At 70.1% G+C, this 25,713-nt stretch carries 22 protein-coding genes; all 22 read left to right on the top strand.

Features of this window, described 5'->3' with window-relative positions; translation table 11 throughout:
- Positions 1 to 10 precede the first annotated feature (10 nt).
- The gene (tssH, locus tag SFY69_08520) at positions 11 to 2,728 is read left to right on the top strand and encodes a type VI secretion system ATPase TssH (protein MDX2132082.1); all 2,718 of its coding nucleotides are present in this window, start codon (positions 11 to 13) and stop codon (positions 2,726 to 2,728) included.
- Between the two features lie 21 nt (positions 2,729 to 2,749).
- The gene (locus SFY69_08515; protein MDX2132081.1) at positions 2,750 to 3,976 is read left to right on the top strand and encodes a hypothetical protein; all 1,227 of its coding nucleotides are present in this window, start codon (positions 2,750 to 2,752) and stop codon (positions 3,974 to 3,976) included.
- Between the two features lie 50 nt (positions 3,977 to 4,026).
- On the top strand, positions 4,027 to 6,138 hold the full coding sequence (tssI, locus tag SFY69_08510) for a type VI secretion system tip protein TssI/VgrG (protein MDX2132080.1): 2,112 nt from the start codon (positions 4,027 to 4,029) through the stop codon (positions 6,136 to 6,138).
- A 14-nt stretch (positions 6,139 to 6,152) separates the two neighbouring features.
- On the top strand, positions 6,153 to 6,800 hold the full coding sequence (locus SFY69_08505) for a peptidoglycan-binding domain-containing protein (GenBank protein MDX2132079.1): 648 nt from the start codon (positions 6,153 to 6,155) through the stop codon (positions 6,798 to 6,800).
- A gap of 3 nt (positions 6,801 to 6,803) precedes the next feature.
- Positions 6,804 to 7,670, top strand: a complete 867-nt coding sequence (locus SFY69_08500; GenBank protein ID MDX2132078.1) for a hypothetical protein — start codon at positions 6,804 to 6,806, stop codon at positions 7,668 to 7,670.
- Positions 7,667 to 9,175, top strand: coding sequence for a hypothetical protein (locus SFY69_08495; GenBank protein MDX2132077.1), 1,509 nt, complete (start codon positions 7,667 to 7,669; stop codon positions 9,173 to 9,175). The genes SFY69_08500 and SFY69_08495 overlap by 4 nt, the downstream gene beginning before the upstream one ends.
- A gap of 12 nt (positions 9,176 to 9,187) precedes the next feature.
- Positions 9,188 to 9,577, top strand: a complete 390-nt coding sequence (locus tag SFY69_08490; protein MDX2132076.1) for a hypothetical protein — start codon at positions 9,188 to 9,190, stop codon at positions 9,575 to 9,577.
- A 24-nt stretch (positions 9,578 to 9,601) separates the two neighbouring features.
- Complete coding sequence (locus SFY69_08485; protein ID MDX2132075.1) at positions 9,602 to 10,231, top strand: peptidoglycan-binding domain-containing protein; 630 nt, start codon at positions 9,602 to 9,604, stop codon at positions 10,229 to 10,231.
- 21 nt (positions 10,232 to 10,252) lie between these two features.
- Positions 10,253 to 12,334, top strand: coding sequence for a hypothetical protein (locus SFY69_08480; protein MDX2132074.1), 2,082 nt, complete (start codon positions 10,253 to 10,255; stop codon positions 12,332 to 12,334).
- Positions 12,335 to 12,402: 68 nt separating this feature from the next.
- Positions 12,403 to 12,807, top strand: coding sequence for a hypothetical protein (locus SFY69_08475; protein MDX2132073.1), 405 nt, complete (start codon positions 12,403 to 12,405; stop codon positions 12,805 to 12,807).
- A 3-nt stretch (positions 12,808 to 12,810) separates the two neighbouring features.
- Positions 12,811 to 13,659 (top strand): LysM peptidoglycan-binding domain-containing protein, encoded by an 849-nt coding sequence (locus SFY69_08470; GenBank protein ID MDX2132072.1) that lies wholly within the window; start codon positions 12,811 to 12,813, stop codon positions 13,657 to 13,659.
- A 38-nt stretch (positions 13,660 to 13,697) separates the two neighbouring features.
- Positions 13,698 to 15,608, top strand: coding sequence for an OmpA family protein (locus SFY69_08465; protein MDX2132071.1), 1,911 nt, complete (start codon positions 13,698 to 13,700; stop codon positions 15,606 to 15,608).
- 16 nt (positions 15,609 to 15,624) lie between these two features.
- A complete protein-coding gene (locus SFY69_08460; GenBank protein ID MDX2132070.1) occupies positions 15,625 to 16,062 on the top strand; it encodes a hypothetical protein in 438 nt (145 codons plus the stop codon).
- A 75-nt stretch (positions 16,063 to 16,137) separates the two neighbouring features.
- Complete coding sequence (locus tag SFY69_08455; protein MDX2132069.1) at positions 16,138 to 16,782, top strand: peptidoglycan-binding protein; 645 nt, start codon at positions 16,138 to 16,140, stop codon at positions 16,780 to 16,782.
- A 24-nt stretch (positions 16,783 to 16,806) separates the two neighbouring features.
- Entirely contained in the window at positions 16,807 to 19,050 is a 2,244-nt protein-coding gene (locus SFY69_08450; protein MDX2132068.1) for a hypothetical protein, read from the top strand.
- A gap of 5 nt (positions 19,051 to 19,055) precedes the next feature.
- Positions 19,056 to 20,111 (top strand): hypothetical protein, encoded by a 1,056-nt coding sequence (locus SFY69_08445; GenBank protein MDX2132067.1) that lies wholly within the window; start codon positions 19,056 to 19,058, stop codon positions 20,109 to 20,111.
- A 153-nt stretch (positions 20,112 to 20,264) separates the two neighbouring features.
- Positions 20,265 to 20,879: a YtxH domain-containing protein gene (locus tag SFY69_08440; GenBank protein MDX2132066.1), complete on the top strand. Its 615-nt coding sequence runs from the start codon at positions 20,265 to 20,267 to the stop codon at positions 20,877 to 20,879.
- A gap of 34 nt (positions 20,880 to 20,913) precedes the next feature.
- Positions 20,914 to 21,501, top strand: coding sequence for a hypothetical protein (locus SFY69_08435; GenBank protein ID MDX2132065.1), 588 nt, complete (start codon positions 20,914 to 20,916; stop codon positions 21,499 to 21,501).
- Between the two features lie 24 nt (positions 21,502 to 21,525).
- Positions 21,526 to 23,310 (top strand): hypothetical protein, encoded by a 1,785-nt coding sequence (locus tag SFY69_08430; protein MDX2132064.1) that lies wholly within the window; start codon positions 21,526 to 21,528, stop codon positions 23,308 to 23,310.
- Between the two features lie 54 nt (positions 23,311 to 23,364).
- Positions 23,365 to 23,856 (top strand): hypothetical protein, encoded by a 492-nt coding sequence (locus SFY69_08425; protein MDX2132063.1) that lies wholly within the window; start codon positions 23,365 to 23,367, stop codon positions 23,854 to 23,856.
- Between the two features lie 38 nt (positions 23,857 to 23,894).
- The gene (purE, locus tag SFY69_08420; protein MDX2132062.1) at positions 23,895 to 24,479 is read left to right on the top strand and encodes a 5-(carboxyamino)imidazole ribonucleotide mutase; all 585 of its coding nucleotides are present in this window, start codon (positions 23,895 to 23,897) and stop codon (positions 24,477 to 24,479) included.
- A gap of 3 nt (positions 24,480 to 24,482) precedes the next feature.
- Complete coding sequence (locus SFY69_08415; GenBank protein ID MDX2132061.1) at positions 24,483 to 25,598, top strand: 5-(carboxyamino)imidazole ribonucleotide synthase; 1,116 nt, start codon at positions 24,483 to 24,485, stop codon at positions 25,596 to 25,598.
- The last annotated feature ends 115 nt before the right edge of the window (positions 25,599 to 25,713 follow it).

Below are 25,713 nucleotides of genomic sequence, written 5' to 3'. Positions count from 1 at the left end.
GTAACGTGGCATGGCGGGCATTCCTCGGGCGAAACTGTTCGGCAAGCTCAACGCGGTGGGGTACAAGGCGCTCGACGGCGCCGTCACGTTCTGCAAGCTGCGGAACAACGCGTACGTCGAGCTCGTGCACTGGCTGCACCAGCTCATGCAGACGCAGGACTCGGACCTGCACAAGATCATCAAGGCCTTCAACCTCGACGTCGGCCAGCTCGTCGCCGACACCCAGGGTGCGCTCGACCGCATCCGGGGCGATACCCAGGGCTCGCCCGATCTCGCGACGCACCTAGTGCACGGCGTGGAAAAGGCCTGGACCCTCGCCTCCCTGAAGTACGGCGAACACTCGATCCGCACCGGGCACGTCGTGCTCGCGTTCGCCTCCGACGACGACCTCAAGAAGGTGCTCTTCGGGATCTCCAAGCAGTTCCTGAAGGTGAACGCGGAGCAGCTCGCCGAGCAGTTCGCGAAGATCACCGACGGGAGCCCCGAGGCCGTCATGGCCGCCGCCGCCGATCGCGGGATCTCGGGCGCGCCCGGCGAGGCGAGCGGCGCGATGGCGCCCGCGCAGCTGGGCAAGCAGGAGGCCCTGGGCAAGTACTGCAAGGACCTCACCGAGAACGCGCGCTCGGGCAAGCAGGACCCGATCGTCGGGCGCGACGAGGAGATCCGCCAGTGCATCGACATCCTGATGCGCCGGCGTCAGAACAACCCGATCCTGACCGGCGAGGCGGGCGTGGGCAAGACGGCGGTCGTCGAGGGCTTCGCGCAGCGCATCGTGAAGGGCGACGTGCCGCCGCAGCTCAAGGACGTCCGTCTGCTGGAGCTTGACGTGGGCCTGCTGCAGGCCGGGGCGAGCATGAAGGGCGAGTTCGAGAACCGCCTGCGCCAGGTGATCGACGAGGTGCAGGCGAGCCCGCGCCCGATCATCCTGTTCATCGACGAGGCGCACTCGCTCATGGGCGCGGGCGGGGCGGCGGGCACGGGCGACGCGGCCCAGTTGCTCAAGCCCGCGCTGGCCCGCGGCACGCTCCGCACCGTCGCCGCCACCACCCAGAGCGAGTACAAGCAGCACATCGAGAAGGACCCGGCCATGAGCCGGCGATTCCAGGTCGTGAAGGTCGACGAGCCCGACGAGGCCAAGTGCCTGCTCATGATCCGCGGGCTCGCCGACGTCATGGAGAAGCACTTCAAGGTGCAGGTGCTCGACGAGGCGCTCGAGGCCGCCGTCAAGCTCAGCAAGCGGTACATCCAGGGACGCCAACTCCCCGACAAGGCCGTGAGCCTGATCGACACCGCGTGCGCCCGCGTCGCGGTGAGCCTGCACGCGACCCCCGGCGAGATCGACGACCTGCGCAAGCGCATCGACGGGCTCAACCGCGAGCTCGCGATCGTCGACAAGGAAATCCGCACCGGGGGCGACCACGCCAAGCGGCGCGAGGAACTCGTCGAGACCATCGCCATGGAGCAGAAGGGGCTCGACGCGCTCGAGGCCCGCTACGCGAAAGAGAAGGAGATCGTCGCGAAGATCCTCGACCTGCGGGGCAAGCTCGCGCCCGCGCCCGGCGCGGACGGGGCCAAGGGCGATGCCGCCAAGCCCGAGGCGGCCAAGGCGTCGGCCGAGCCCAAGCTGAGCGACGCGGAGCGCGCGAAGATCAAGGACGAGCTGACGGCCCTCAAGGCCCAGCTCGCGGAGTTCCAGGGCGAATCCCCGCTCATGACCCCCAGCGTCGATGCGCAGGCGGTGTCGGGCGTGGTGTCGGACTGGACCGGCATCCCGCTGGGGCGCATGGTGCGCGACGAGATGAAGACGGTGCTGACGCTGGGGGCGACGCTCGAGAAGCGCGTCATCGGCCAGCGCCACGCGCTCGACGCGATCGCGCAGCGCATCCAGCTCGCGCGGGCCAAGCTGGACAACCCCGGGCGCCCCGTGGGCGTCTTCCTGCTCGTGGGCCCCTCGGGCGTGGGCAAGACCGAGACGGCGATCGCGCTCGCGGAGGCGCTCTACGGCGGGCCGCAGGGCCTCATCACGATCAACATGAGCGAGTACCAGGAAGCGCACAAGGTGTCGCTGCTCATGGGCTCGCCCCCCGGGTACGTGGGGTACGGCAAGGGCGGGGTGATGACCGAGGCGGTGCGCCGGCGCCCGTACAGCGTGCTGCTGCTGGACGAGGTGGAGAAGGCGCACGCCGACGTGCACGAGATCTTCTTCCAGGTGTTCGACAAGGGCATGATGAAGGACAGCGAGGGCGTCGACATCAACTTCCAGAACACGATCATCCTGCTGACGAGCAACGTCGGCACGGACCTCGTGATGAAGATGTGCAAGGACCCCTCGCTGCGCCCGGACCCCGAGGGGCTGGTGAAGGGGATCAGGGAGCCCCTGCTGAAGGTGTTCCCGCCCGCGCTGCTGGGGCGGCTCAACATCGTGCCGTACTACCCCATCAGCGACGAGATGATGCGGGCGATCATCACGCTGCAGCTCTCGCGCGTGGGCCAGCGCGTGCGCGAGGGGCACAAGGTGCCGTTCTCGTACGACCCGGCGGTGGAAGACCTGATCGTGAGCCGCGTGACGGAGCTGGACAGCGGGGCGCGCGCGATCGACGCGATCATCACGCGCCAGATGCTGCCGGTCGTGGGGCGCGAGCTGCTCGAGCGCCTCATGGAAGGTCGGGGCGTGCACAAGGTGCACGTGGGCGTCAAGGACAGCGAGTTCCAGTACTCGTTCGAGTAGCAGCGAGGGAGTGGGGCGGCCATGCGGGGAGGGATCGTCATCCTGGGCAACGAGGGCACGCCGGGGCTGGACCTCGGGGTGTTCACCCCGTCGTTCCGCATCGCCTCCTCGGGCGGGGGGGGCGTGCCCGGCGACGTGCCCTCGAAGGTCTCGTACGTCGTGACCCGCGTGCGGGCGTACCTCTCGGACGAGTGGCGCCTGCTGGTCGACCAGCTCCGCACGCCCCGCACGATCGCGCTCATCGTGGGGGAGATCTTCGGGGGCGGGGCCGAGACGTTCGTGCCGAGCATGGCGTCGGCGGCGGGCGTGGTGGCGCAGTCGACGACGCTGCAGCAGGTCGCGCCGGACGTCAGCCGCCTTGTCACGCTCATGTGGAAGGCGGATTCCTGGCACGAACTGGAGGAGGCGGTGCGGATCCTCGCGCGCGTGATCGTGCGCGTGGGCCCGCAGGCGGCGTTCTGCATCCTCACGATGGGCAAGTGCCCGTCGATCTCGCCGGTGTCGCGCGCGATGGGGACGTCGGAAGCGGGCGGCGGGGCGATCGGCGAGGACGTCGTCCGCTCGTACATGTCGACGGGGGGCAACTCGCAGGGCGACGCGAAGCAGCGGTTCAGCAAGGGCATGAAGAGCCAGGTGACGCGGAACGTGCGCACCACGCTGGAGTTCATGGCCGAGACCGACGCCGCCGATCCGATCGTGGAGGAAGGGCCCAACGCGCTGGTGCAGCGGGTGCTCGAGGACATGAACCTCGAAGACTCGGTGATGCCCGAGCGCCTGAAGGCCGACACGCTGCTGATCGCGACGGCCGAATCGGGCATGGGCGGGTGGTTCGTGCACAAGGACTCGGGCGTGGGCACGCACGTGCAGGCGCAGGGGTACAAGGTAAAGGGCACGGTGGTGGCGCTCAAGGCGGCGGGTGCGCGGCGTGAGCAGGGTCGCCGCCTGTTCATCCCGCGCACGATGTACAGCCAGCTGCTGCGCCTGCCCCCGGAAGCGCCCCCGGCGCCGGTCCAGGAGATCGTGCCGGTGGGGTCGGTGATCGTCGAGATCGAGCAGAAACAGTTCGGCGGGCTGTTCATGTACCAGAACAGCGGGGTGGGGTTCCACGCGAAGGCGCGCGCGTTCCGGGTGAAGGGGCGCGTGCCGGCGAGCGTGGAGAGGCCGTCGGTGGGGGATCCCAAACGCCTGCTCTACATCCCCAGCGGGGCGTACCGCAACCTGCAGCAGTTGCCCCCCGAGGAACCGTGAACAGACGCAAGTTTGATCCGCGCGAGGCGCGCGGGCGGAGGTGAGGATCGATGGCGAAGTGGACACAGGCGAACCGCGCGATCGGCATCAGCACCCCGCTGGCGGACGACGTGCTGCTGCTGCAGGGCTTCTCGATGACCGAGGAGCTGGGGCGCCCGTTCGTGGCGCACCTCGAGCTGCGCAGCGAGCAGGGGGAGATCGACCCCAACGCGATCCTCGGCGGGAACGTGACGATCCGGGTGAACCTTCCCAACGGCGAGAACCGGTTCATCAACGGGTTCATCGCCCGGTTCTCGCAGGAGGAGTACCAGGGGGACGAGGCGTCGAACAAGTTCCGCGCGACGATGGTCCCGTGGCTGTGGTTCCTGACGCGGGCCGCCGGATGCCGCATCTTCCAGAACAAGAGCGTGCCCGACATCGTGAAGCAGGTCTTCGACGACCTCAAGTTCACGGACTACGAGTTCAAGACGACGGGGACGTACGCGGAGCGGGAGTACGTGGTGCAGTACCGCGAGACCTCGTTCAACTTCATCAGCCGCCTGCTGGAGGAAGAGGGCATCTACTACTGGTTCAAGCACGAGAACGGCAAGCACACGATGATCCTGAACGACACGCCCGCGCGCCACGAGCCCAACGAGCACTACGCGGAGGTCAAGTACGTGGGCGACGAGACCTCGTCGGTGGGGGAGGAGCGGGTGTGGGACCTGTCCGTCGAGCATCAGGTGCAGCCGGGGACCACGGCGATGATCGACTTCGACTTCACCGCCCCCACGAAGAACCTGTACGTGAAGCGTGAGGACCCCAAGCAGCACCCGCAGGCGGCGTTCGAGATCTTCGACTTCCCCGGGCGCTACAAGGAGTTCGCGGACGGCGAGACGTACGCGGCGATCCGGAACGAGGAGCTCGCGTGCCAGCACGTCGTGACGCGGCTTGTGGGGAACGTGCGGGGGATCACCGCGGGGAGCAAGTTCACGCTCACCGACTACCCGCTGGCCAGCCGCAACGCGGAGTACGTCTGCACGTCGGTGTCGTGCAGCGTGCAGGTGGACGAGTACGAGATGGGCAAGTCCGGTGACGGCGAGGGCGTGTTCCAGAGCGCGTTCACGTGCATCCCGGCGGACGTGCAGTTCCGCCCCGCGCGCACCACCCCCAGGCCCCACGTCGCCGGGCCGCAGACGGCGATCGTCGTCGGCCCCGACGGGGAGGAGATCTTCACCGATCCGGACGCGTTCGGTCGCGTGAAGGTGCACTTCCACTGGGACTGGAAGGAGAAGGCCGACGAGAACTGCTCGTGCTGGGTCCGCGTGTCGCAGAACTGGGCGGGCAAGCGCTGGGGGGCGCTGTTCCTGCCGCGCGTGGGGCAGGAGGTCATCGTGGACTTCCTGGAGGGCGACCCGGATTGCCCGGTGATCACGGGGCGCCTGTACAACAAGGACAACATGCCCCCGTACGCGCTCCCCGACAACAAGACGATGTCGACGATCAAGACCAACAGCAGCAAGGGGGGCGAGGGCTTCAACGAGCTGCGCTTCGAGGACAAGAAGGGCGAAGAGCAGATCTTCATGCACGCGGAGAAGAACTTCGACCTGCGCGTGAAGAACGACATGTTCGTGACGGTGCTGCACGACCGGCACGACATCGTGGAGAACGACCACGTCATCCACATCAAGCACGACACCAGCCGCCTGATCGACAACGACCTCAAGGAGGAGATCGCCAACGACCGCAACGTGAAGGTCGGGGGCAAGGAGGCCGTCGAGATCGCCGGGAGCAAGTCCCTCAGCGTGGCGGGCGACGTGATCGAGGAGTTCGGCGGGGCGATGAGCACGGCCGTCTCCGGCAAGCTCTCGATCCAGGCCGACAAGATCGTGCTCGAGGGCTCCACGAACATCACGCTGCAGGTCGGCAGCTCGTACATCGCCATCGATTCCAGCTCGATCGACATCGTCTCCACCGACATCACCATCAACGGCGAGAGCAGCATCACGGGCGAGGCGGGGAGCGAGCTCAAGCTCGAGGGCGGCAGTTCCGCCGAGCTCAAGGGGGGCTCGTCGCTCACCTGCGAGGGCGGGTCGAGCGCCGAGTTCAAGGGCGGGTCGAGCGCCACGCTCGACGGGGGCGCGTCCACCACCGTCAAGGGCGGCTCCATCACCGTCGGCTAAGGAACCCGCACGCCGTGCCGAGCGAAGGAACCACGCACCGGGTGATCTCCGGCGAGTGCATCGCGAGCATCGCCGTGCGCGCCGGGCATTTCCCCGACACCGTCTGGAACCACCCGGACAACCAGGCCCTTCGCGAACTTCGTGCGGACCCCAACGTGCTCCTCGTCGGCGACGAGGTCTTCGTCCCCGCCCTCCGCGAGAAGCAGGAATCCTGCGCCACCGAGCAGAAGCACCGCTTCCGGCGCAAGGGCGTCCCCAGCGAGCTCAACGTCCGCATCGAGTTCAACGGCGAGCCCCGCGCGGACATCCCCTACACCCTCGTCATCGACGGCGTATCGACCGACGGCCAGACCGACGCCGACGGCTGGGTCCGCGCGCCCATCCCCCCGGGCGCGCGCGACGCCCGCCTCACCCTCCGCCCGCAGGGCAAGCCCCCCGAGGAGATCCACCTCCAGCTCGGGCATCTCGACCCCGCCGACACCGTGTCGGGCCAGAAGGGGCGCCTGCGCAACCTCGGGTACTACCACGGCCCGATCGACAACACCCGCTGCGACGAGTTCCAGAGCGCGGTCCGTGTGTTCCAGAAGAAGATGTCGCTCCCCGAAACGGGGCGCGTCGACGCCGCCACCCGCGACAAGATCAAGAGCGAGCACCAGTCGTAGATCATGCCGCCCCCGCCCTCCATCCTGGACCTCGGCCCCGCGCGGGCGACCATCCCGCCGGGGTATGTCGAGAACACGCGCTTCGTCTTCAGCGACGAATCCCGGCGACTGGTCGTCTCGCGCTTCGATGATCCCGCCGAGTCGCCCGACGCCATCGCCGGCGAGAAGCACGACGCCGCGCTCGACGTCACGCAGGGGGCGGCCAAGGTGCTCGTCCGCGAGCCCCGCGCGCTCGACGAGCGCCCCGCCTTCCTCACGGTGTATGAGTTCACCGAGAAGGGACGCACCCAGCAGTTCGCCGCCCTCGTGCTCCAACTCCGCCACCAGCGCTACGCGCTGCTCCGCCTGAGCGGGCGGGGCGTGCGCCCGCTCATCGACCCCATGCTGGCCTCGGTCCGCGTGGGCACGAAGGTCCCCGGCGCGGTGCCCGCTGGCTTCGAGCGCGTGCGGGATTTCGTCGAGTTCCGCATGGCCGTGCCCAAGGGTCTCTCACGCCGCACCCCCTACACGTTCGAGGATCCCGGCGCGGGCGTGTCCTGGCGCATGGACGCGGCCCGGGTCGTGTCGAAGCAGTTCCCCGAGCTCGCCCGGCGCGTGCCCAGGCCCGCCTCGCTCGACACCGACCCCGACGCGACGACCAGCACCTTCCGGGGCGTGAAGCGATCCGGCCCGGTCACGATCGGGCAGACCATCGACACCGAGATGGCCGCTCCCGGCCCGATCGTCGCGTTCGCCGTCGTCACCGTCGAGGACGCGGTGCAGGTGCGTCTGAGCGGGCAGGCGCCCCCCGACGCCCGCGCGCGCCTCGAAGCGGATCTCGCGTCGATCATCGGCGGCATCGCGGTGTCGCCGGGGGGCGAGGACGAATGACCAACGGCGGGCCCACCATCTGCCGCGACGGGAGCAACCGCCTCGCCGGTCAGCGCGTGGCGATCATCTTCGTCCACGGGGTCATGGGCTCGCGCATTGCGCTCCCCGAGGACGACGACGCCTGGGACCCGGACCGCCCCATCACCAACATGCTCGGGTGGGCCTGGGCCAACAGCACCGAGAAGCGCGATCTGCTCGACTTCTCGAAGCGCGGCGTCATCATCCGCGAGCCCGCCGACGACTTCTCCACCAACCACGACGCCCGCGTCGCCCGCGGATGGGGCGGCGTGCGATGGGCCTCCTACGGCGCCTTCCTCGAGGTCGCCGAAGGATGGTCCTTCGGTTCCAACCAGACCCCCGTCTACGCCTACGGCTACGACTGGCGACAGCCCGTCGCGCAGATCGGCCTGCAGATGGCCGCCGACGTGCTGGGCGTCTCCCAGAGCTCCGGCGGGCGCCGCGCGCTCTTCGACGCCGACCGCTTCGGCGATTCCGGGCTCCTCGGGCACGCCGAGACCGACAAGTGCATCTTCATCACGCACAGCATGGGCGGGCTCGTCACCCGCATGGCGCTCCAGCAGTGCTCCGCCCTGCGCGACAAGACCGTCGCCGTGCTCCACGGCGTGCAGCCCGCGACCGGCGGCCCGCTCCTCTACCGGCGCATGGTCACCGGCGTCTTCTCCCCCGTCGACGGCAGCGGGTTTGAGGCCTGGGTCTTCCGCAACATCATCGGCCCGGGCGCGGGAGACATGAGCACCATGCTCAGCCGCTGCCCAGGCCCCATGCAGCTGCTCCCCGGCAACCTGCTGCGCGACGCGTGCGCCGCCGCGGGCGCTGGGATGATCACCTGGACCGAGTTCGAAGAGTCGCGCGCCACCGTCCACGCCGTCACCGAGAGCGTGTACAACGTCTTCCGGCGCGCCGAGACCGCCCGCCCGCCGGGGATCGTCCGCAGTTCGCTCCCCGCGGTCGTGCAGACAAACCTCAACACGCGGATCAGCGGGATCGAGAACTTCCACGCCCAACTCGGGTCGTGGAAGTTCGAGGACCGCACCTGGGCGTTCTACGGCACCGGGCTCGGCACCGACCACACCATCCACTTCGACTGCCCGCCCGTCACCTACCAGACCAACGCCTACTCCGCCGGGCGCGGCGGGGCCGTCGTCATCCACTCCGCGACCGATCCCTCCGGACGCACCGTCGTTCTCGACGCCACCCGCGATCTCTCCCGGCGCGGCTTCAACCCCACGCCCACCATCCCCGGCGCGCCCTCCACCGCGCCCGTCGGGCACGGCCCGCACGGCGACGAGACCGTCCCCCGCCTCAGCGGCGCCGGCCTCTTCCCGGACTCGCTCACCACCCCGCTCCCCGCGTCCGGCACCATCGACTTCTCTGCGTTCAAGCAGTTCGACGCCCCCAACGTCCAGCACGAGCCCGCCTACCGCAACGCCGGCATCCAGCGGCTTACCCGCCAATGGGTCCAGTATGTCCTCTCGTCCTGCTAGCGGAGATTGCCCATGGCCAGCAAAGAAAGCACGGAGATGGGGTCGGCCGTCGCCCCGGCCGCACCGGCGGAGGCACAGCCCGCCGCCGACGCCACCACCGGCGAGGTGAGCACCCTGCAGGGCACCGCGCGCGAGCTCGCCGCCGCCGCCCTGACATCGGTGCAGACGCAGGTCATCCAGGGCCGGCGCGACCCCGAGAAGACCGGCTGGATCGAGCTGCGCCTGACCGACCAGAAGGACAACCCCATCCCCGGCGAGACGTGGGAGATCACGTGCCCCGCGGGCACCGTGTTCCGCGGCACGACCGACGAGAAGGGCGTCGCCCGCGTGGAGGGCATCGACGAAGGCTCCTGCACCGTGTCGTTCCCCCGCCTCGACGCCGAAGCCTGGGAGCCCGGATAACCCCCCCGGAGAGGAGACGTTCTCATGCCGTCCGAACAGGTCACCGCCAATCGGGGCGACAGCGTTACGAGCATCGCCGAAGATCGCGGCTACTTCTGGCAGACCGTCTGGGAGCACGCCGACAACACCGAGCTCCGCGAGAAGCGGGGCGACCCGAACATCATCGCCGCCGGCGATGTCGTCGTCATCCCGCCCAAGACGCGCAAGGACGAGACCCGCGCCACCGGCGCCCGCCACGAGTTCAAGCGCAAGGGCGTGCCCGCGCAGCTCAAGCTGCGCCTCACCCGCCTGGGCTCGCCCCGCGCGGACGAGCCCTTCGTCCTCGTGCTCGACGGCAAGCACATCACGGGCAGCACCGACGGCGACGGCAAGATCGAGATCGACATCCCGCCCAACGCCCGCCAGGGCGAACTGCGCCTCAAGAACGGCAAAGAGGTGTACCCGATCACCGTCGGCGCGCTCGACCCCTGGGACACGCCCACGGGCGCGCAGCAGCGCCTGAACAACATGGGCTTCGCCTGCGGCAGCAGCGGGAACCTCACCGACGCCAAGTCCGTCGCCGCCATCCGCGCGTTCCAGGAGAAGTACGCCCTGCCCATCACCGGCGAGGCCGACCAGACCACCCTGCGCACCATCGACGAGAAACACGTCTAGGCCCACGCGCGGAGACCCAGCATGCTCGATTCCATCGGTTCAGCGATCGACACGGCGACCAGCGCCCTGGGCGGCAACGCCCAGCAGGCGTCGGACGTCGAGGCCGTCTTCCACATCGGTGAATCCCTCGTCGACCCCGACCCCAAGGTGAGCGGGAACATCTCGCCAAAGGCCGAGGGCTCGGGGAACGACCAGAACCGCCTGGGCAACGACGCGCCGACCGAGTTCGTGCACTTCGGGCGCACGCACGAGGACAGCGCGCTGCGCTTCCACCACGCGAAGGACGCCCTCGCCCACGCCGTCATGTTCCGCGACGGTCTGGCGCGCGAGGCGCTGCACCTGCACGGGTCGATCTCGAGCGCGAAGGCGATCTTCAAGGAGCACGCCGACGCGCAGGGCGCGATGGGGATGGCCGGGGCGGCGGTGGACGTGCTGATGGGCAGCGGCTCCACGGGCCTGGACGCCTCGCGCCTCGACGAGCTGCTGAACCGCGTGACGAGCGCGGGCACGACGTTCAACGCCGAGCAGGCGAAGTACCCCGACATCCACAAGGCCGGGGTCGATCTGCACAAGGCGCGCGCGAACTACCAGGACTGCATCGCCCAGCTCGCGACGCAGGCGCTGGAGCACAAGAGCGGGGGTGGCCCGGGCGGCGCGCTCGGCAACACGCTCGGGGCCGTCAGCGACGGCGTGGGCAGCGCGGTGGGGGGCGTCGGGGGCGGCGTCATGAAGGGCGCCACCATCGTGCAGAAGATCGTCGCCAAGCCCTTCGACATCTACCTGTCGATGTACCTGGCGCTGCGCGACGAGTACGAGGACGCGGTCGAGTTCCACAGCCACGCGCTCACCATCAAGTCCATCCGCGCCCGGGCGGTGCCCACGTTCCACGTCTGGTTCCCCCCGCCCCCGCCCGAGCCGGGCGAGCCGCCCGCCCCGCCCGACAACTCGACCAAGGACAAGCCCGACAACGAGGTCGCCAAGGCGATCCAGAAGGCCAACGAGGCGGTCGAGAAGGCGAAGAAGAAGGTCGAGGACACGCGCAAGAGCGTCGACGAGAAGATCCAGAAGGTCAAGGACTTCCTCTCGCCCGAGGCGCCACTCCCCGGCGGCCCGGGCGATCCGTCGCTCGACGCCATCTTCGGCGCGTTCACGAGCGGCGTCATCGACAAGCGCCTGCCCGACGGCAAGCTCCGGCGCCGCCAGAAGATCGTCCCGCTGCTCTGCGCCGCCATGGCCAAGGGCGTGGGCGTCGATTCGCTGCCGGGCTTTGTCACCAAGGCGGTCGAGAAGATCGCGCCCCGCAGCATCGCGCTCCTGCAGTTCATCCTGAAGCGCGCGATGAGCGCGGGCCTCACGATGGACTTCCAGCAGGAATCGCTGCGCAAGCTCGGGCGCGAGTGGTTCTTCGACACGCTGCTCGACATCCTGGTCGAGAAGTTCGCGTTCCTGCAGGACAGCCCGGGCGGGCTGTTCACGATCCAGGGGCAGCAGCTCACGAAGAAGGCCTTCCTCGAGAAAGGCCGCGACCTCATGCGCGACAAGTTCGGGCAGTACCTCGAGCCCATCCTCGACCTCGCGATGCAGAACATGGGCGACCGGCTGCGAGCGGCCATCGACGGGGCCCGCGACAAGCGCAGCCTGACCATGGAGGTCCTGCTCGCCCGCCTGCCCGAACTCACAGCCCTCGTCGTGCGCGACACGCTGCTGCCGGTCTACGACCTGCTCTTCGACGAACTCTTCGGGAAGGCCATGGGGGCCGCCACCAACGCCATCTCGCCCGTCAAGGCCATGATGGGCGACGCCAAGAAGAAGATGGACGAGGTCAAGAAGACGAAGGACAAGGTCCAGAACGTCAAGGACAAGCTCGGCGAGGGCATGAATATCGGGCTCGACACCGACTTCGGCAAGCTGAAGGACGAACTGCTGGGCGACGACGCCGGCCCGGGGGGACCCTCTGGCACGGCGGGGGGCTCGTTCCCCGGCGGCACGCGCGTGCTGGCCTGCGTGGGGGTCGAGGTCTCCAGCGCGGACATCGACGAGGTCGAGAACAACCAGAAGGTCGACTCCAAGATGTGGCCCGATCCGCCCAAGCCCACCCCCTGATTCCGTTCACCCAACCGCACCCGCGTGGTAGACTCATGCCGCGCGGGTACGCGAGCGAGGGGGCCTGTATGGCGAAGGCTGAGAGCGTGGAAATGGGCACGATCGTGGCCCCGGCCGCGATCGCCGAGGCGCAGGAGGCCGACGTCGCCGACCCCGGCGCCGTCGAGGCGCTCAAGCAGGAACAGCGCGAGGCCCAGTCGGGCAAGTACGGCTCGGTGCCGACCGAGCCGGTCCGCCCCGTCCCGCCGGAGGAAGCCGCCCCGGACGAGCCGCTGACGTGGATCGAGATCGAACTCGTTGACGAGGACGACAACCCCGTCCCGGGCGAGTCGTACCGCGTGACGACCTCCGACAACAAGGTCGCCACCGGCACGCTCAACGAGAAGGGCTTCGCCCGCATCGAGTACGTCAAGCCCGGCACGTGCACCGTGACCTTCCCGCGGCTCGACCAGGACGCGTGGGAGAGGGCGTAGCGCATGCCGATCGAGCGGCGTCCGTCGAACCCGCTTCCCCGCACGTTCGTCCCCCCCGGCGGGATCCGCTATCGCGTGCAGGACGGCGACGGCTTCGTCTCCGTCGCCCGGCGCCACAACATCGCCGACGTGTGGACGCTCATCGAGTTCAACTTCCGCACGCGCAGCCCCGCCGAGGTGAACTGGTACCTGCGGGAGAACGTCGGCTGCGTCCGCGCCACGCCCGACGGCAAGAACTGGATGTTCAGTTCGGACGACAACCCGGGCATCATCTACATCCCGCCCGCCCGCGAGCGCGCCCCCGTCGGCGACGGCGAGTTTGTGTTCCGCGAGGGCGACACGCTCGAGAGCGTCGCCTGGTGCCACGGGCACATCTGGGAGACCATCTGGGACGATGACGCGAACGAGGCAGTCCGCGAGGCCCGGCTGGACAAGGGCAACATCATCCCCGGCGACCGCCTCCACATCCCGCCCATCCGCCCCCGCGACGAGTCGGCGCCCGTGGAGCAGCGCACCCGCTTCCGGCGCAAGGGCGAGCCGATCGACCTGGGCATCCTCGAGCTCTACCTCGACCTGCGGCCGGGGGAGGTCTCCTCGAGCGAGGAGGCGTTCACGCTCGAAGGCAGCGGCGGGTGCCGCCCGTATCGCACGACGCGCAGCATCAAGGACGACGCCGTCGCCGGCGACCAGGGTGTCAGCCTCGTCTTCTACGGGATGCCGATGGACGCGACGTACACGCTCACGGTCGAGCTCGCGGACGGGACGCGGGCCACCCCGTTCCAGGACGTTCCGTTCCTTGAGCTGCACAAGGTGTCCGACGATCTGATTCCCGAGGCGGTCCGTCCGAACTAGCGGCCTCGCCAGAGCGAGCGCATCGTGGAGGCTGGGGCATGGCGGGGGGCAAGCTGTCCGATCTGCGGCGTCAGCAGGGCGAGGGCGATCCCGCGCAGACCCCCTTCGCCTTTGAGCCCGCGCCCCGCGGCGGGATGGCGCCCGAGCCTCCACGACGCACCCGCACCGTGCAGAGCGCCACGCTGTACCGCCATCGTCGATGGCTCGCCGCCCCAGCGCCCGACCCCACGACGCCCTACCTCACCGGGCGGTACGAGTGCGAGGACGAGCAGTTGGGGACGTTCACCCTGATGGTGAACCAGGCCGGCACGCGCCTCGAACTCTGGATGGTCGAGGTGCTGATGGCCTCGCGGCGAGACGAGCAGTACGCGCACATCTACGCGGACCGGAAAGAGGACGGCACGTTCGAGGTCCGCGCATACACGAACCCGCGCGAGGTTCTCGGCATCATCGCGTCCGCGTCGGTGGACGGGGGCAGAGGGCTGGAGTTCCGACTCGGCGCCACCGGGCAATCCGGCACGCTTCGATTCAAGCTCGTCGCCGAGATGCCCGTTGTGTCCGACGCCGTCCTGGAGCGCATCCCGCAGGATCGCCCCGAGTTCCGCCTGCTCGAACGCGCCCCGCTGTTCAGCACCCACCTGACGTGGCTGCGCCGTCAGCTCTCCCCGGAGAACATCGAGCCCTTCCTCCGCCGCTACGGCCAGGTCGCCGGCCAGCCCGGCGTTGCGGGCGACCAGTACCGGCTGGAGCGCGCCCGTGCGCTCGAGGAGTACCTCGCCAACGTCTTCTCCACCCAGGGGGCCGAGGGGTGGCACGCCAACGACATGCCCCTCGTGCGCTTCTACGCCAAGCTCTTTCTCTCCGCCCAGCGGGTCACGCTCAACAGCGTCTCTCGCTCACACCTTGACTGGATGCAGCTCATGGCGATCCAGGTGACGTCCATCCCCTGGCTGGGCAGCCGCGCATCAGAGCTGCCCGCCATGCGCGCAAACCTCGGGCTTGTCGCCGCGTCTCCCTCCGCTTCGGAGCAGTCCGCCGAACATCGGCACCGGTACGACATCCAGTTCGGCGTCGGCGGGCTCGGAGGCGAGGTCATCCTCATCGGCCTGGGCGGCTTCATCGGCGGGTGCACGGTCCGCAAGATCGCCTCCAACGGCGACGAGGTCTGGCGCCGCCAGTACCTGATGTGGTTCGGGCAGATCGGCGCAGGGTTCGGCGCCAACATCCAGATGGGCCAGATGAACGACGGCACCGGGTACTCCGCCGTGGACTGGACCCCCGACGACTTCCCCGGTGCGTTCTCCATCATCGGCAACGGGGCGCACGCCGGGCTCGGCATCGGCGGGGGCGGCGGCGCGCAGATGATGATGATCTACGGCCGAGGAAACCTGCCCCCGCTCGCCGTCGATCTCTCCAGTTGGTGGTCCTGGTCGTCGGAGATCGGCGGGGGGGTCGACGTCCTCACGCTCGCCAGCGGACGCCTGCACGCCAACGGCCAGGTGAACGAGCGCGTGCTCGAGCCCGGCGTGCTCACCGACAGCACCGATCACTACTGCGAGGGCGAGCGCGCCTCCGAGGTGCACTTCCGGCTCGGCGATGCCCTCCTCACCGACGACGCACGCCAACTCCTCCGCATCGCTCTTGCCAACGAGCTGCGGGCCGCCACCGACGCCGGCAGCACCCTCACCATCATCGCCCACGCCGATCGCGTGGACACCGAGGAACGCAACATCGAACTCACCCGCCTCCGCGCGTTCAACGTCTACCAGGCCATCAAGGACATCCTGGGAGACCACCTCGAGATCTCCGAAGAAAAGACCTACCTCTTCTGGCACGGCGAAGAACGGGCGCGACAGGCCGGCGACACCGACGGCTACCCGAACCAGCGCTGGCGCCGCGTCGAAGTCCTCCTCAATCACGGGATACTGATTACGCTTCGCTCGGAGTAGACGGGAGCAGATCACCATGGCCAGCGCCGAATCCGTCGAGATGGGGTCCATCGTCGCGCCAGCCGCCGTCGCCGAGGTCCACGAGGCCGACGTCGCCGACCCCGGCGCCGTCGAGGCGATCAAGCAGGTCCAGCGCGAGACCCAGTCCGGCAAGTACGGCTCGGTCAGCACCAAGCCCGTCACCCGCACGCCCGAAGAGGGCGGGCCCGCCCTCTCCGGCACCTCCGGCGGCGGGCCCGGCGAGATCCCAGAAACCACCTGGATCGACCTCGAGATGGTCGACCAGGACGACAAGCCCGTCTCCGGCGAGCGCTACGTCGTGACCGATTCCCAAGGCCGCGTCGCCCGCGGCACGCTCGACGAGAAGGGCAAGGCCCACATCACCGGCGTCGCGCCGGGCTCGTGCACCATCGAGTTCCCGGGCGTCGACGGACGGGGCTGGGAGCCGGCGTGACCGGCGCCCGGCCCGCGTCGTTCTTGCGGCACGCCCCCGCCTCCCGTACCATCGCTCCGAGGGAGTGACCGGACCATGCCCGCCCACATCGTGCAGCAGGGTGAATGCCTCTCGCTTCTCGCGAAGGTCTATGGCCTCGCCGACTGGAAGGTCATCTACGACGCGCCCGAGAACGCCGACTTCCGCGCGGCCCGCCCCGACCCCAACCTCATCTACCCCGGCGACGAGGTCTTCATCCCCACGCCCGAGGCCAAGCAGACCACCGGCTCCACCGAGCAGAACCACCGATTCAAGCTCACCCGCCCGCGCACCATGCTCCGCATCCGCGTCTGCGGGCTCGACCGCGAGCCCCTCGCCAACACCCCCTACACCCTCACCGTCGGCACCGCCAAGATGCAGGGCACGACCGACGCCGAGGGCATCCTCGAGCAGCTCATCGACGCCCGCGCCGACTCGGGCGTGCTCAAGGTCACCCTCGGCCAGGACAAGTTCCTCGACTGGCCCCTGAAGCTCGGCAACCTCGACCCCGTCGAGTACCTCACGGGCGTGCAGGCACGCCTCAAGAACCTCGGCCTCGACCCCGGCCCCATCGACGGCATCATGGGCCCCAAGACCAAGCGCGCCGTCATCGCGTTCCAGACGCTCCACCCGCCGCTCGATGTCGACGGCATCCCCGGGCCTCAGACGCAGGCCAAGCTCAAGGAGGTCCACGGGTGCTGATCCGCAGCGCCCGCTGACGTCGCCATGGCGATCCCACGCTTCCAGGACATGAGCTGCCACGGCGGCGCGCGACAGCTCGACGCGTCGATCCCGCGCCTCCGCCACGAGGCCTCTGATCTCGTCGCCACCGTCGTTCCCCGCATCCCCTGGATCGCGCTGCTGCCCCGCAGCCGCGACAAGGTCTTCGTGCAGGGCGAAGACCGCGGCCAGGACGCCCGTGCCCAGACCCTGCTGCCCAACTACCACCCCGCCAGCCCCGACATCCCCGAGTTCGCCGACATCGAAGGGCGCTTCTACATCGACATCGCCACCCGGATCAACAACGTCTGGAAGGCCCAGCGCAAGCTCACCGCCATCGTGTGGGACCAGGACTACCAACCCGTCGAGGGCACGCGCGTCGAGTTCCGACGCACCTCGGGCAGCACCCACTTCAAGTTCCTCGCCCCCGACAACACCGAGGTCGACGAGCTCGTCGGCGACAACGCGCCCCTCACCGACGCGCGCGGCCTGGCCGAGGTCACCGTCCGCCACCCGCCCCGCGAGGTCCCCACTGCCGACGCCGAGGTCAAGATCACCATCTCCATCGGCACCGACGAGGACTTCATCATCCTCCGCCTCGTGCGCAACACCGAGTCGCCCGCGCTCAACGACGTCGCGCGGCGCACCAGCGCCACCGCCGACCGACTGTTCGTCTACCAGCCCGACGCCACCAACCGCTCGCCCGCCACCCCGCTTCCCGAGGGCGACGACCCCGAGGGCGTCGTCCAGTTGCAGGAGATCCTCAACGAGGTGGTCTCGCGCAACAGGCGAGTGCCGGCGAATCAGTGGAACTACATCCCGCTGAACGGCCAGTACGCCGACGAGACCAGGGCCGCCGTCAAGCTCTATCTGCAGCACTTCGCGCCCATCAACACGCCCGCGAACTGGCCGTACAACCTCTCGACCATCGGGCTCGACGCCGCGCTCGTCGAGTACCTGAAGACCGAGTACCTGTTCGACCCGACGCTCGACGCCCACAAGGGCTGGATCGTCGACAAGCGGATCCTCGTGGGCCCCCCGCGCGACGCCACGAAGCCGACCGGCAACGCGTGGGACCTCGCGCCCGCGTCGATCGACGGGCTCTGGGAGCTGTACGAGGGCGTCGTGCGCCGTCTCCAGGCCGAGATGGTCCGCCTGGCCGAGATGTACGTCACCGAGCCGACGTTCTGGCTGCACCGCCCGGTGCACCAGCCCTACGTCCAGTCCGCCCAGCGCGTGTGGCGCATCCGCCAGAACGGCGTCGCCGTCCTCACCCAATCCAACGCCACGTCCGACCCGCTCCGCAGCCCGCCCGGCAACGCGCCCGACGGCACGCCCCTGGGCCAGCCGGTCGTGCTCATGGACGGCGAGCTGTACCCGCTCGTCGGCAACGGTGCGGCCGTCAACGGCTTCCGCCCGATCGTCCACCCCGCCGGCAACGGCTGGGTGCCCAACGCCAGCGGCGCCGAGTTCCGCGACGATCAGGCCACCCCGCAGAATCACGGCTTCGACCAGGCGATCGAAGGACGCGTCGGCGGCATGGCGTACTCCTTCGGCTGCAAGTGCCGCCCCGACGAGTACCGCAACGATCTCTTCGGCAACCCGCACGCCACCATCGCCGACAACCCGCCGCGCCGGCGCATCGCCGACTGGGCCGAGTACGAGGCCGAGCACAAGCCCGGGCTGCGGGGCGTCGGCAACCCCATCGCCCCCGAAGAAACCACCGCCAACTGGACCGGCTGCGACTGCAGCGGGTTCACGCAGAACTGCATCACCGAGGCCCTCTTCCCCGGCGGGGGCGTCCGCGTCGTGCCGAACTCGTTGATGCGGCGTCTGACCCGCTCCAGCCAGGCCGGCAACGGACGCGTGCACGCCAACGCGATCGGCTCCGGCGGGTTCGTCGGCAACGCCGCCTACGCGCGCCCCGTCCCTCTCCCCCAGAGCAACAACGCCTACGACCACTCCCGCCACTGGATCCGCCGGGGCGACCTCATCGCCGGCGGCGGGCACATCGTCTGGATCGAGCCCGAAGTCCCCGTCTTCCGGCGCAACGGCGCCGCCATCTCCATGAACGAGCAGGAGTTCCTCACCTACAACGAGCGCGGCGATGTCGGCGACTTCGACGCGAACTTCCAGCCACGCCCCTTCGCCCAGCGTCGATTCACCCGCAAGGCCATCCTGCAGCCGTTCCGCTGGTGGGGCCCCGCCATCAACCAGCGCGACATCGGCAAGCCCTACATCTGGCACTAACCACCATGGGCACCGAACGGCTCGACCCGCACGCCTTCCGCGCCGCCGAAACCGTCTTCCGCGCGCCCTTCGCCGACCTCGCCCTGCACGTCGAGTCCAGCAACCAGGGCCCGTTCTGCGACCACTGGCCCCGCTGCGCCGCCGTGCTCCCCGGGCGCGCCGTCGCGCTCGTTCACCAGCACACCTCCGACCAGCGCTGGCGCCTCACCATCTTTGATCCGCTCGGACGCATCGCCTCCCAGCGCCCGCTCGCCGGCATCCCCGGCATCGGCCTCAACACCGAGGTCTTCCCCCGCGCCGTCGGCTTCACCCCCGCCGGCGACATCCTCCTCCTCTTCTCCCGCGGCTTCGACAAAGCCCGCGCCGTCGCCAGCGACTTCGCCATCGCCGTCCTCTCCGCGCTCGGTCAGCCACTCGAGCACTGGAACCTCCCGCCCGACTTCCAGTTCTTCGGCGTCGCGTTCCCCATGGGCGAGCGCGTCCTCGCCTCGCTCTGGCAGCGCCCCGTCCCCGCCGCGTGGCGCTCGTACGCCCCCACGCGCGATGCCCGCTTCGGCACGGGCGTGTCGGGCGCGCTCGCGCCCGTCGCCGGGGCCGCGTCCTCGCCCGTCATCGTCGACCTTGTCTCCCGCACCGAGGCCCGCGTCCTCCGCCCGGGCGCCGAAGCCCGCACCGTCCGCTGGCGCGCAGGCCCGCTCGCGGGCCAGTCGGTCCACGGCCTCGGGCGCTTCTTCGGCATGGTCGACTTCCCCGAGCGCGAGATCGAAAGCCTCGGCGAAGGCCGCCCGCGCACGCTCGCGCTCTTCTACCTCGACATCGAACGCGCCGTCGTCATCCGCGTCGTTGAGACCCAGATCCTCCCGCTCCGCGACGACGACGCCGACACCCGCTTCGAGGTCTGCCTGCCCGGCCAGGGCGTCATCGACGCCGACGGCGACTACCACGAACTCGTCTGGACCCCCGACGCCCTGCTGCTGCGCCGCTACCCCAGCGACCGCGAGCGCCTCGCCGCCCGGCTCGACGTGCGCGAAGAAGAGCGCGGCGGGCGCGACGTGTTCTAGCCGACACCCCAACGTCTTGCTGCACAGTCGTTTGCGTGCGAGCTCCGCCCCGGGAACCCCGCGAAGTTAGCGGCGTCTAAACTCTCGCCGGCAAACGGGCTGATACCGTCCGAATCGGTGTCGGTGGTCGAAGCGTCGAGCGGGAGGTACGAGATGAAGCGTGCATCGAGCGGCGTCGCGGGAGCGGTGGTTCTGGGGGTTCTCTTCGCCGGGTGCAACGCCCCGCCCAAGGGCGAGCAGACCCGGCGCGTGGAAGTGAGCGACACCACCAAGGCCGAGCGGCGCAGCGCCCAGGTGCAGCCCGCCGCGCTCGTCGAGTTCTCCGACCAGGTCGCGCAGCAGCTCACCGAAGACCTCATCGCGCTCCCTGAGTTCAACTCCGGGCAGCGGGTGAGCGTCGTCTTCGGCGACCTCGTGAACAAGACCGGCATCGTCCCCACGAGCGACTTCGAGGCGTTCCGCACGCGCGTGCGCCAGAAGCTGGTGAACAGCAGCGTGGCGCGCAGCCGCATCCGCTGGATCGAAAGCCGCGCCAAGATGGAAGAACTCCGGCGGCTCGAGCTGGGCGGGGTCGAGGGCGAGACCGGCTCCACCACGCCCCTCAACCCGGGCATGACGTATTTCCTCAACGGCGAGATGTACCGCGTCGAGCGCGGCGCACAGGAAGTGAACCTGTACATGCTCTCGTTCAGCCTGAGCAACGCGCAGTCGCGCGAACTCATCTGGACCAACACGCCCTACGAGGTCAAGCAGACGCCCGGGCGCTAACGAGGACGGGTTCCGCACGCACGGAGGCACGCCCATGCACACGCTGGTCCGCCGGAGCGCCGCCTGCGCCGGGCTCGTCGCCCTCGCCCTGGGCGCCGCGGTCGCGCCCCTGGGCGCGTGCGCCGCCAAGCCCCGGTCGTCACGCCTGGCGGTGGATGACATCGAGTACACCGCGCGCGAGCTGGCGGCACGCCTGCAGGACAGCGACTTCCTGCGGGACCGTTCCCCAGAGTCCGAACGCGTCGTCATCGCGATCTCCAAGGTCGAGAACCTCTCGTCCGACGTCATCCCCGAGCCAGACCGCTGGTACATGATGGTGAAGGTCCGCGACAGCGCGAGCATCGACGCGCTGCGGCGTCTGCGGAACATCGTGTTCGTCGTCCCCGCCGAGCACCTGCGCGAGTCGGACACGCCCACCGAGTTCGACCGCGCCTACGCGAGCGGCCGGCGCCCCACGCACGAGATGACCGCGACGTTCCGCTCCGCCGTGCGCAGCGCGGGCGTGGACCGCACCGACGCGTACCTGTGCGAGCTGCGCATCACGAACATCGATACCCGCGAGGTGGCCTGGACGGGCATCGTGGAGTTCAAGAAGGTCGCCGTCGGCCGCGCGTACGACTGAGCCCGCCCCGCCCCGCACCCACGCATGACACGCACCCCGACCAACCACGCCGCTCCGATCGGACGCCGCGCCCGCGCGTGGGGCTGCGCGCTCGCGCTGCTCGCCTCGCTCGCCGGGGGCTGTGCGTCGCGCGACCGCGTGGACCGCAAGGTCGAGGCCGCCGCGCTCCGCGCCGAATACGGCGTGGCGCGCCAGGCCATCGAGGCGTCGCTCTCCGACAACCCGTCCGACAAGTCGTACCTGCTCGACCGGATGCGCCTGCTCATCCTGACGCTCGCCGACGGGCAGCCCGACGCCGCCGAGATCGCGTCGAACGAGCTGTACAACCTGCTGCGCACGCAGGGCCTGAACGACGATCGCACCGTGCGGGCCGCGGTCTTCAACGAGCGCGTCAAGATCTGGAAGGGCGAGCCCTTCGAGCAGGCGATGGCCTACTCGTACATCGCGCTGCAGAAGGCGATGCGGGGCGAGTGGGACAACACCCGGGCCGCGGCCCAGTCGTCGCTCTTCCTGCTGCGCGACTTCGGCGAGAACGAGCGGGGCGAGCGCGTGACGCGCGACGACCTCGCCCGCCGGGCGGCCCAGGCCGACGCGAGCGGGCGCAACGGCGACGCGCTGATCGAGAACGGCTACGTGCCCGCGCGCACGACGTTCACGCTGGGGTACCTGCTCAACGCCGTCGCCAACAAGGCGCTGGGGCGCGACGCCGAGGCGCGCGACAACCTGCGCGAGGCGGTCGCCATCGACCCCGCCCTCGAACCCCTCGCGCGACAGCTCGAGGCCGGCGGGTACAACACCGTCCTCGTCGTGGACTACGGGCGCGGGCCGGCGAAGGTCGCCTACGGCCCGGACGACGCCCTCGCCCGCTTCCAGCCCCTGACGCCCGCCGACGCCCGCCCCCTCCTGGCGCAGATCCTCCCGCCCTCGGGCGTGCCCGCCGGCCAGCCCGAGGGAACGCCCGTCGCCGCCGACCTCAACGCGATGGCCACCGACCTCATGTGGAACAGCCTCGAGAGCGTGCGCGAGGCCAAGAGCGTCATCGGCACCGTGCTCATCGCGGGCGGGGCCGTGCTCGCGACCAGCGGCGGGAACTCCGACGAAGAACGGCGCAACCGCGCGCTCGTCGGCGCCGGGCTCATCCTCGCCGGTGCGCTCCTCAAGGCCGGCGCATCCGCCGACACGCGCCACTGCGAGTTCCTGCCCCAGCGCGTCTACCTCGTGCCGCTCACCATCGATGTCGCCGCCAGCTCGATCCTGCTCGAAGTCGCCGGCGACAGCGCGTCGCGCACGGCCCTGGCCGGGCTCAACCCGCCCGCCGACGGACGCCTCCAACTCCGCTACGTGCGCCTGGGCGCGCCGGGCGCGTCCGACGCCGACTGGCGCCGATCCACGCGCGTCGTCTACGCCAACGACGAGTTCCCGTGGCGCGTCCCGGGCGACGACCTGCCCTACATCTTCGGCGGGCGCTGCGTGCGCACGCCGACGCCCGAGGTCATGAAGATCTACCACGACGCGGGCAACCTCACGTGGATGTCCTCGACCGAACTCGCGAACCTGTACCGCGAAGAGGGCATCACGTTCGAGGTTGAGGCGCAGCAGGGGCGCTCGCGCCTGCACGTGCTCGAAGGGGGCACGTCGCTGGTGTGCCCGCTCCCGGGCACGATCGGGTACCAGCGCCTGTTCGCGCAAGAGCACCGCGCGTACAAGCCGGTCTCGGACGCGCTCAAGGACGCGATCGCCCGATACCGGGCCGGCAGCGTGCTCGGCGCCGGCACCCGCACGATCACGCCCCCGCCCACCCAGCCCTGACGCACGCACATGTCGGATTGACCGACTCCCAACGACCCACAGGAGACCCGCCCGATGACCCGCTCGCTGACCCGACCCGCCGTGATGTTGATCGCTCTCTCGACCGCCGCCCTGCTCGGCCCGGCCGCCTGCCGCAACTCCGAAAAGGGCCCGTACGCCGGCAAGCGCGACACCCTCGCGACGACGACGACGCCCGCGGGCCAGCAGCCGTGGGGCGCGGGCGAGCAGCCCCAGGACGCGCGTCGCGAATACCCGCAGATCGAGGTGCTGGAGCGCGAGCTCGGGCGCCATCTCACCTTCGCCGAGCCCGCCGTCACCAAGGGCGAGATCATGACCGTCACCGTGCCGGTGCGCGTGCTGGGCGACACGGGCGAGTACTCGCGCATCCAGTACCAGTTCATGTTCTTCGACGAGGCCGGTGTCCCGCTCCGCGTGCAGAACGACTGGAAGTACCAGCTTCTGGACGCCCGGCGGCAGGAGTTCCTCCGGGGCGTCTCGAGCGACACCGCCGCCACCTGGCGTCTGCGCGTGCAGCTCAACCGCTGACGCCCACCGGGGCGCAGGCCCGAATACACTCGCGGCTCATGGGCACACGCACCGCTCCCGCCCCGCTGGTCGGCGTCATCATGGGCTCGCGCTCCGACTGGGAGACCATGCAGCACGCCGCCGACACGCTGCAGGCCCTTGGCATCGCGCACGAGGTCCGCGTGGTCTCCGCGCACCGCACGCCCGACCGCCTCTTCGAGTACGCGTCGTCCGCCGCGGAGCGCGGGCTGCACGTCATCATCGCCGGCGCGGGCGGGGCGGCACACCTGCCGGGCATGGCCGCCAGCAAGACGCATCTGCCCGTGCTGGGCGTGCCGGTCGAGAGCCACGCCCTCAAGGGGCTCGACTCGCTGCTCTCCATCGTGCAGATGCCCGCGGGCGTGCCGGTGCACACGTTCGCGATCGGGCGGGCTGGTGCGATCAACGCGGCGTTCGCCGCCGCCGCCATCCTCGCGCTGCACGACGACGCGATCCGTGACGCGCTGCTCGCGCACCGCGCCCGCCAGACGCGCGACGTGCTCGACGCCGACGACCCGCGCCGCGACGCGCCGCGCGCGAAGAAGCCCGCGGCGTCAAAGACCGCCCGGGCATCCAAGCCCGCCCGCCCTTCCGCAACGAGGTGATCCGTGCTCATCGGCGTGGTCGGGGGCGGACAGCTCGGGCGCATGCTCGCTCTCGCGGGCATCCCGCTGGGCATGCGCTTCCGGTTCTTCGACGTGACCCCCGACGCCCCGGCCCGCCATGTCGGCGAGCTCGTCGTCGGTGATTTCAGCGACCCCGCCGCCGGCGACCGCTTCGCTTTCGGCCACGATGATCCGCTCGACGCCATCACCTTCGAGTTCGAGAACGTCCCCGTCTCCGTCGCGCACCGTCTGGCGGCGGCCCGTCCGACCTTTCCGCCCCCGCGGGCGCTCGCCGTCGGCCAGGACCGCGCGCAGGAGAAGGCGCTCTTCTCGCGCATCGGGCTCGAAGTGCCCGCGTACCGCGTGGTGTTCACGCACGCCGAGTTCGCCGACGCCGTCGCGTCGCTTGGCCCGCCACTCGTCGCCAAGACCTGCCGCATGGGCTACGACGGCAAGGGCCAGGCCGTCATCCGCGCCGAGGCCGACACCGGCCGGGCCTGGCACGTGCTGCAGGGCGCGGCCCCGCTGGGCATCATCGTCGAGCGCATGGTGCCGTTTGACGCGGAGGTCTCGGTCATCGCCTGCCGCGCACGCGACGGCGCCACCGCGTGCTACCCGCTGATCGAGAATGTCCATCGCCAGGGCATCCTGCGCGTCTCGCGCGTCCCCTCGCGCTGGAGCGTGCTGCAGGCGGCGGCCGAGCACGCCGCGTCGCGCATCCTCGACGAGCTCGACTACGTCGGCGTGCTCACGATCGAGTTCTTCGTGGTGCAGGGGCGCCTGCTCGCCAACGAGATGGCGCCGCGCGTGCACAACAGCGGGCACTGGACCATCGAGGGCGCCGCGACGAGCCAGTTCGCGAACCACGTCCGCGCGGTCGCGGGCCTGCCGCTGGGGCCCTGCCATGCGCTGGGCCCGTGCGCGATGGTGAACATCATCGGCCGCTCGCCCCCGCTCGCGGCGTTGCTCTCCGTGCCCGGCGCATCGGTGCACCTCTACGACAAGGCCCCGCGCCCGGGGCGCAAGCTGGGGCACGTCACGCTCCGCGCCCACAGCCCGACCGAGCTCGACGCCACGCTCGCGCACGCCGCGGCTCTGTGCGACGAAGCTACCGAGTAAGCCGGCCGACGCCCCGGCGTGCCACCAACGACAACGCCCCGGGCGTGTGCCCGGGGCGTTGGTGAGATCACGAGTTCAACGGCGTGGTGAAGTGGAACAGGAAGATCGGGAAGCA

The sequence above is a fragment of the Planctomycetota bacterium genome (genome assembly GCA_033763975.1).
Lineage (GTDB): Bacteria > Planctomycetota > Phycisphaerae > Phycisphaerales > UBA1924 > RI-211.
The sequence above is the reverse complement of the archived record's forward strand: the minus strand, read 5'-3'. Positions and strand labels throughout refer to the sequence as shown.

Excerpts from the sequence above, each read along its gene's own strand:
- SFY69_08465 (MDX2132071.1), top strand. The coding sequence starts at position 13,698 with ATGGCGGGGGGCAAGCTGTCCGATCTGCGGCGTCAGCAGGGCGAGGGC.
- SFY69_08460 (MDX2132070.1), top strand. The coding sequence starts at position 15,625 with ATGGCCAGCGCCGAATCCGTCGAGATGGGGTCCATCGTCGCGCCAGCC.
- SFY69_08435 (MDX2132065.1), top strand. The coding sequence starts at position 20,914 with ATGCACACGCTGGTCCGCCGGAGCGCCGCCTGCGCCGGGCTCGTCGCC.
- SFY69_08455 (MDX2132069.1), top strand. The coding sequence starts at position 16,138 with ATGCCCGCCCACATCGTGCAGCAGGGTGAATGCCTCTCGCTTCTCGCG.
- SFY69_08445 (MDX2132067.1), top strand. The coding sequence starts at position 19,056 with ATGGGCACCGAACGGCTCGACCCGCACGCCTTCCGCGCCGCCGAAACC.
- SFY69_08470 (MDX2132072.1), top strand. The coding sequence starts at position 12,811 with ATGCCGATCGAGCGGCGTCCGTCGAACCCGCTTCCCCGCACGTTCGTC.
- purE (MDX2132062.1), top strand. The coding sequence starts at position 23,895 with ATGGGCACACGCACCGCTCCCGCCCCGCTGGTCGGCGTCATCATGGGC.
- SFY69_08495 (MDX2132077.1), top strand. The coding sequence starts at position 7,667 with ATGACCAACGGCGGGCCCACCATCTGCCGCGACGGGAGCAACCGCCTC.
- tssH (MDX2132082.1), top strand. The coding sequence starts at position 11 with ATGGCGGGCATTCCTCGGGCGAAACTGTTCGGCAAGCTCAACGCGGTG.
- SFY69_08425 (MDX2132063.1), top strand. The coding sequence starts at position 23,365 with ATGACCCGCTCGCTGACCCGACCCGCCGTGATGTTGATCGCTCTCTCG.
- tssI (MDX2132080.1), top strand. The coding sequence starts at position 4,027 with ATGGCGAAGTGGACACAGGCGAACCGCGCGATCGGCATCAGCACCCCG.
- SFY69_08500 (MDX2132078.1), top strand. The coding sequence starts at position 6,804 with ATGCCGCCCCCGCCCTCCATCCTGGACCTCGGCCCCGCGCGGGCGACC.
- SFY69_08515 (MDX2132081.1), top strand. The coding sequence starts at position 2,750 with ATGCGGGGAGGGATCGTCATCCTGGGCAACGAGGGCACGCCGGGGCTG.
- SFY69_08450 (MDX2132068.1), top strand. The coding sequence starts at position 16,807 with ATGGCGATCCCACGCTTCCAGGACATGAGCTGCCACGGCGGCGCGCGA.
- SFY69_08430 (MDX2132064.1), top strand. The coding sequence starts at position 21,526 with ATGACACGCACCCCGACCAACCACGCCGCTCCGATCGGACGCCGCGCC.
- SFY69_08485 (MDX2132075.1), top strand. The coding sequence starts at position 9,602 with ATGCCGTCCGAACAGGTCACCGCCAATCGGGGCGACAGCGTTACGAGC.
- SFY69_08480 (MDX2132074.1), top strand. The coding sequence starts at position 10,253 with ATGCTCGATTCCATCGGTTCAGCGATCGACACGGCGACCAGCGCCCTG.
- SFY69_08490 (MDX2132076.1), top strand. The coding sequence starts at position 9,188 with ATGGCCAGCAAAGAAAGCACGGAGATGGGGTCGGCCGTCGCCCCGGCC.
- SFY69_08440 (MDX2132066.1), top strand. The coding sequence starts at position 20,265 with ATGAAGCGTGCATCGAGCGGCGTCGCGGGAGCGGTGGTTCTGGGGGTT.
- SFY69_08475 (MDX2132073.1), top strand. The coding sequence starts at position 12,403 with ATGGCGAAGGCTGAGAGCGTGGAAATGGGCACGATCGTGGCCCCGGCC.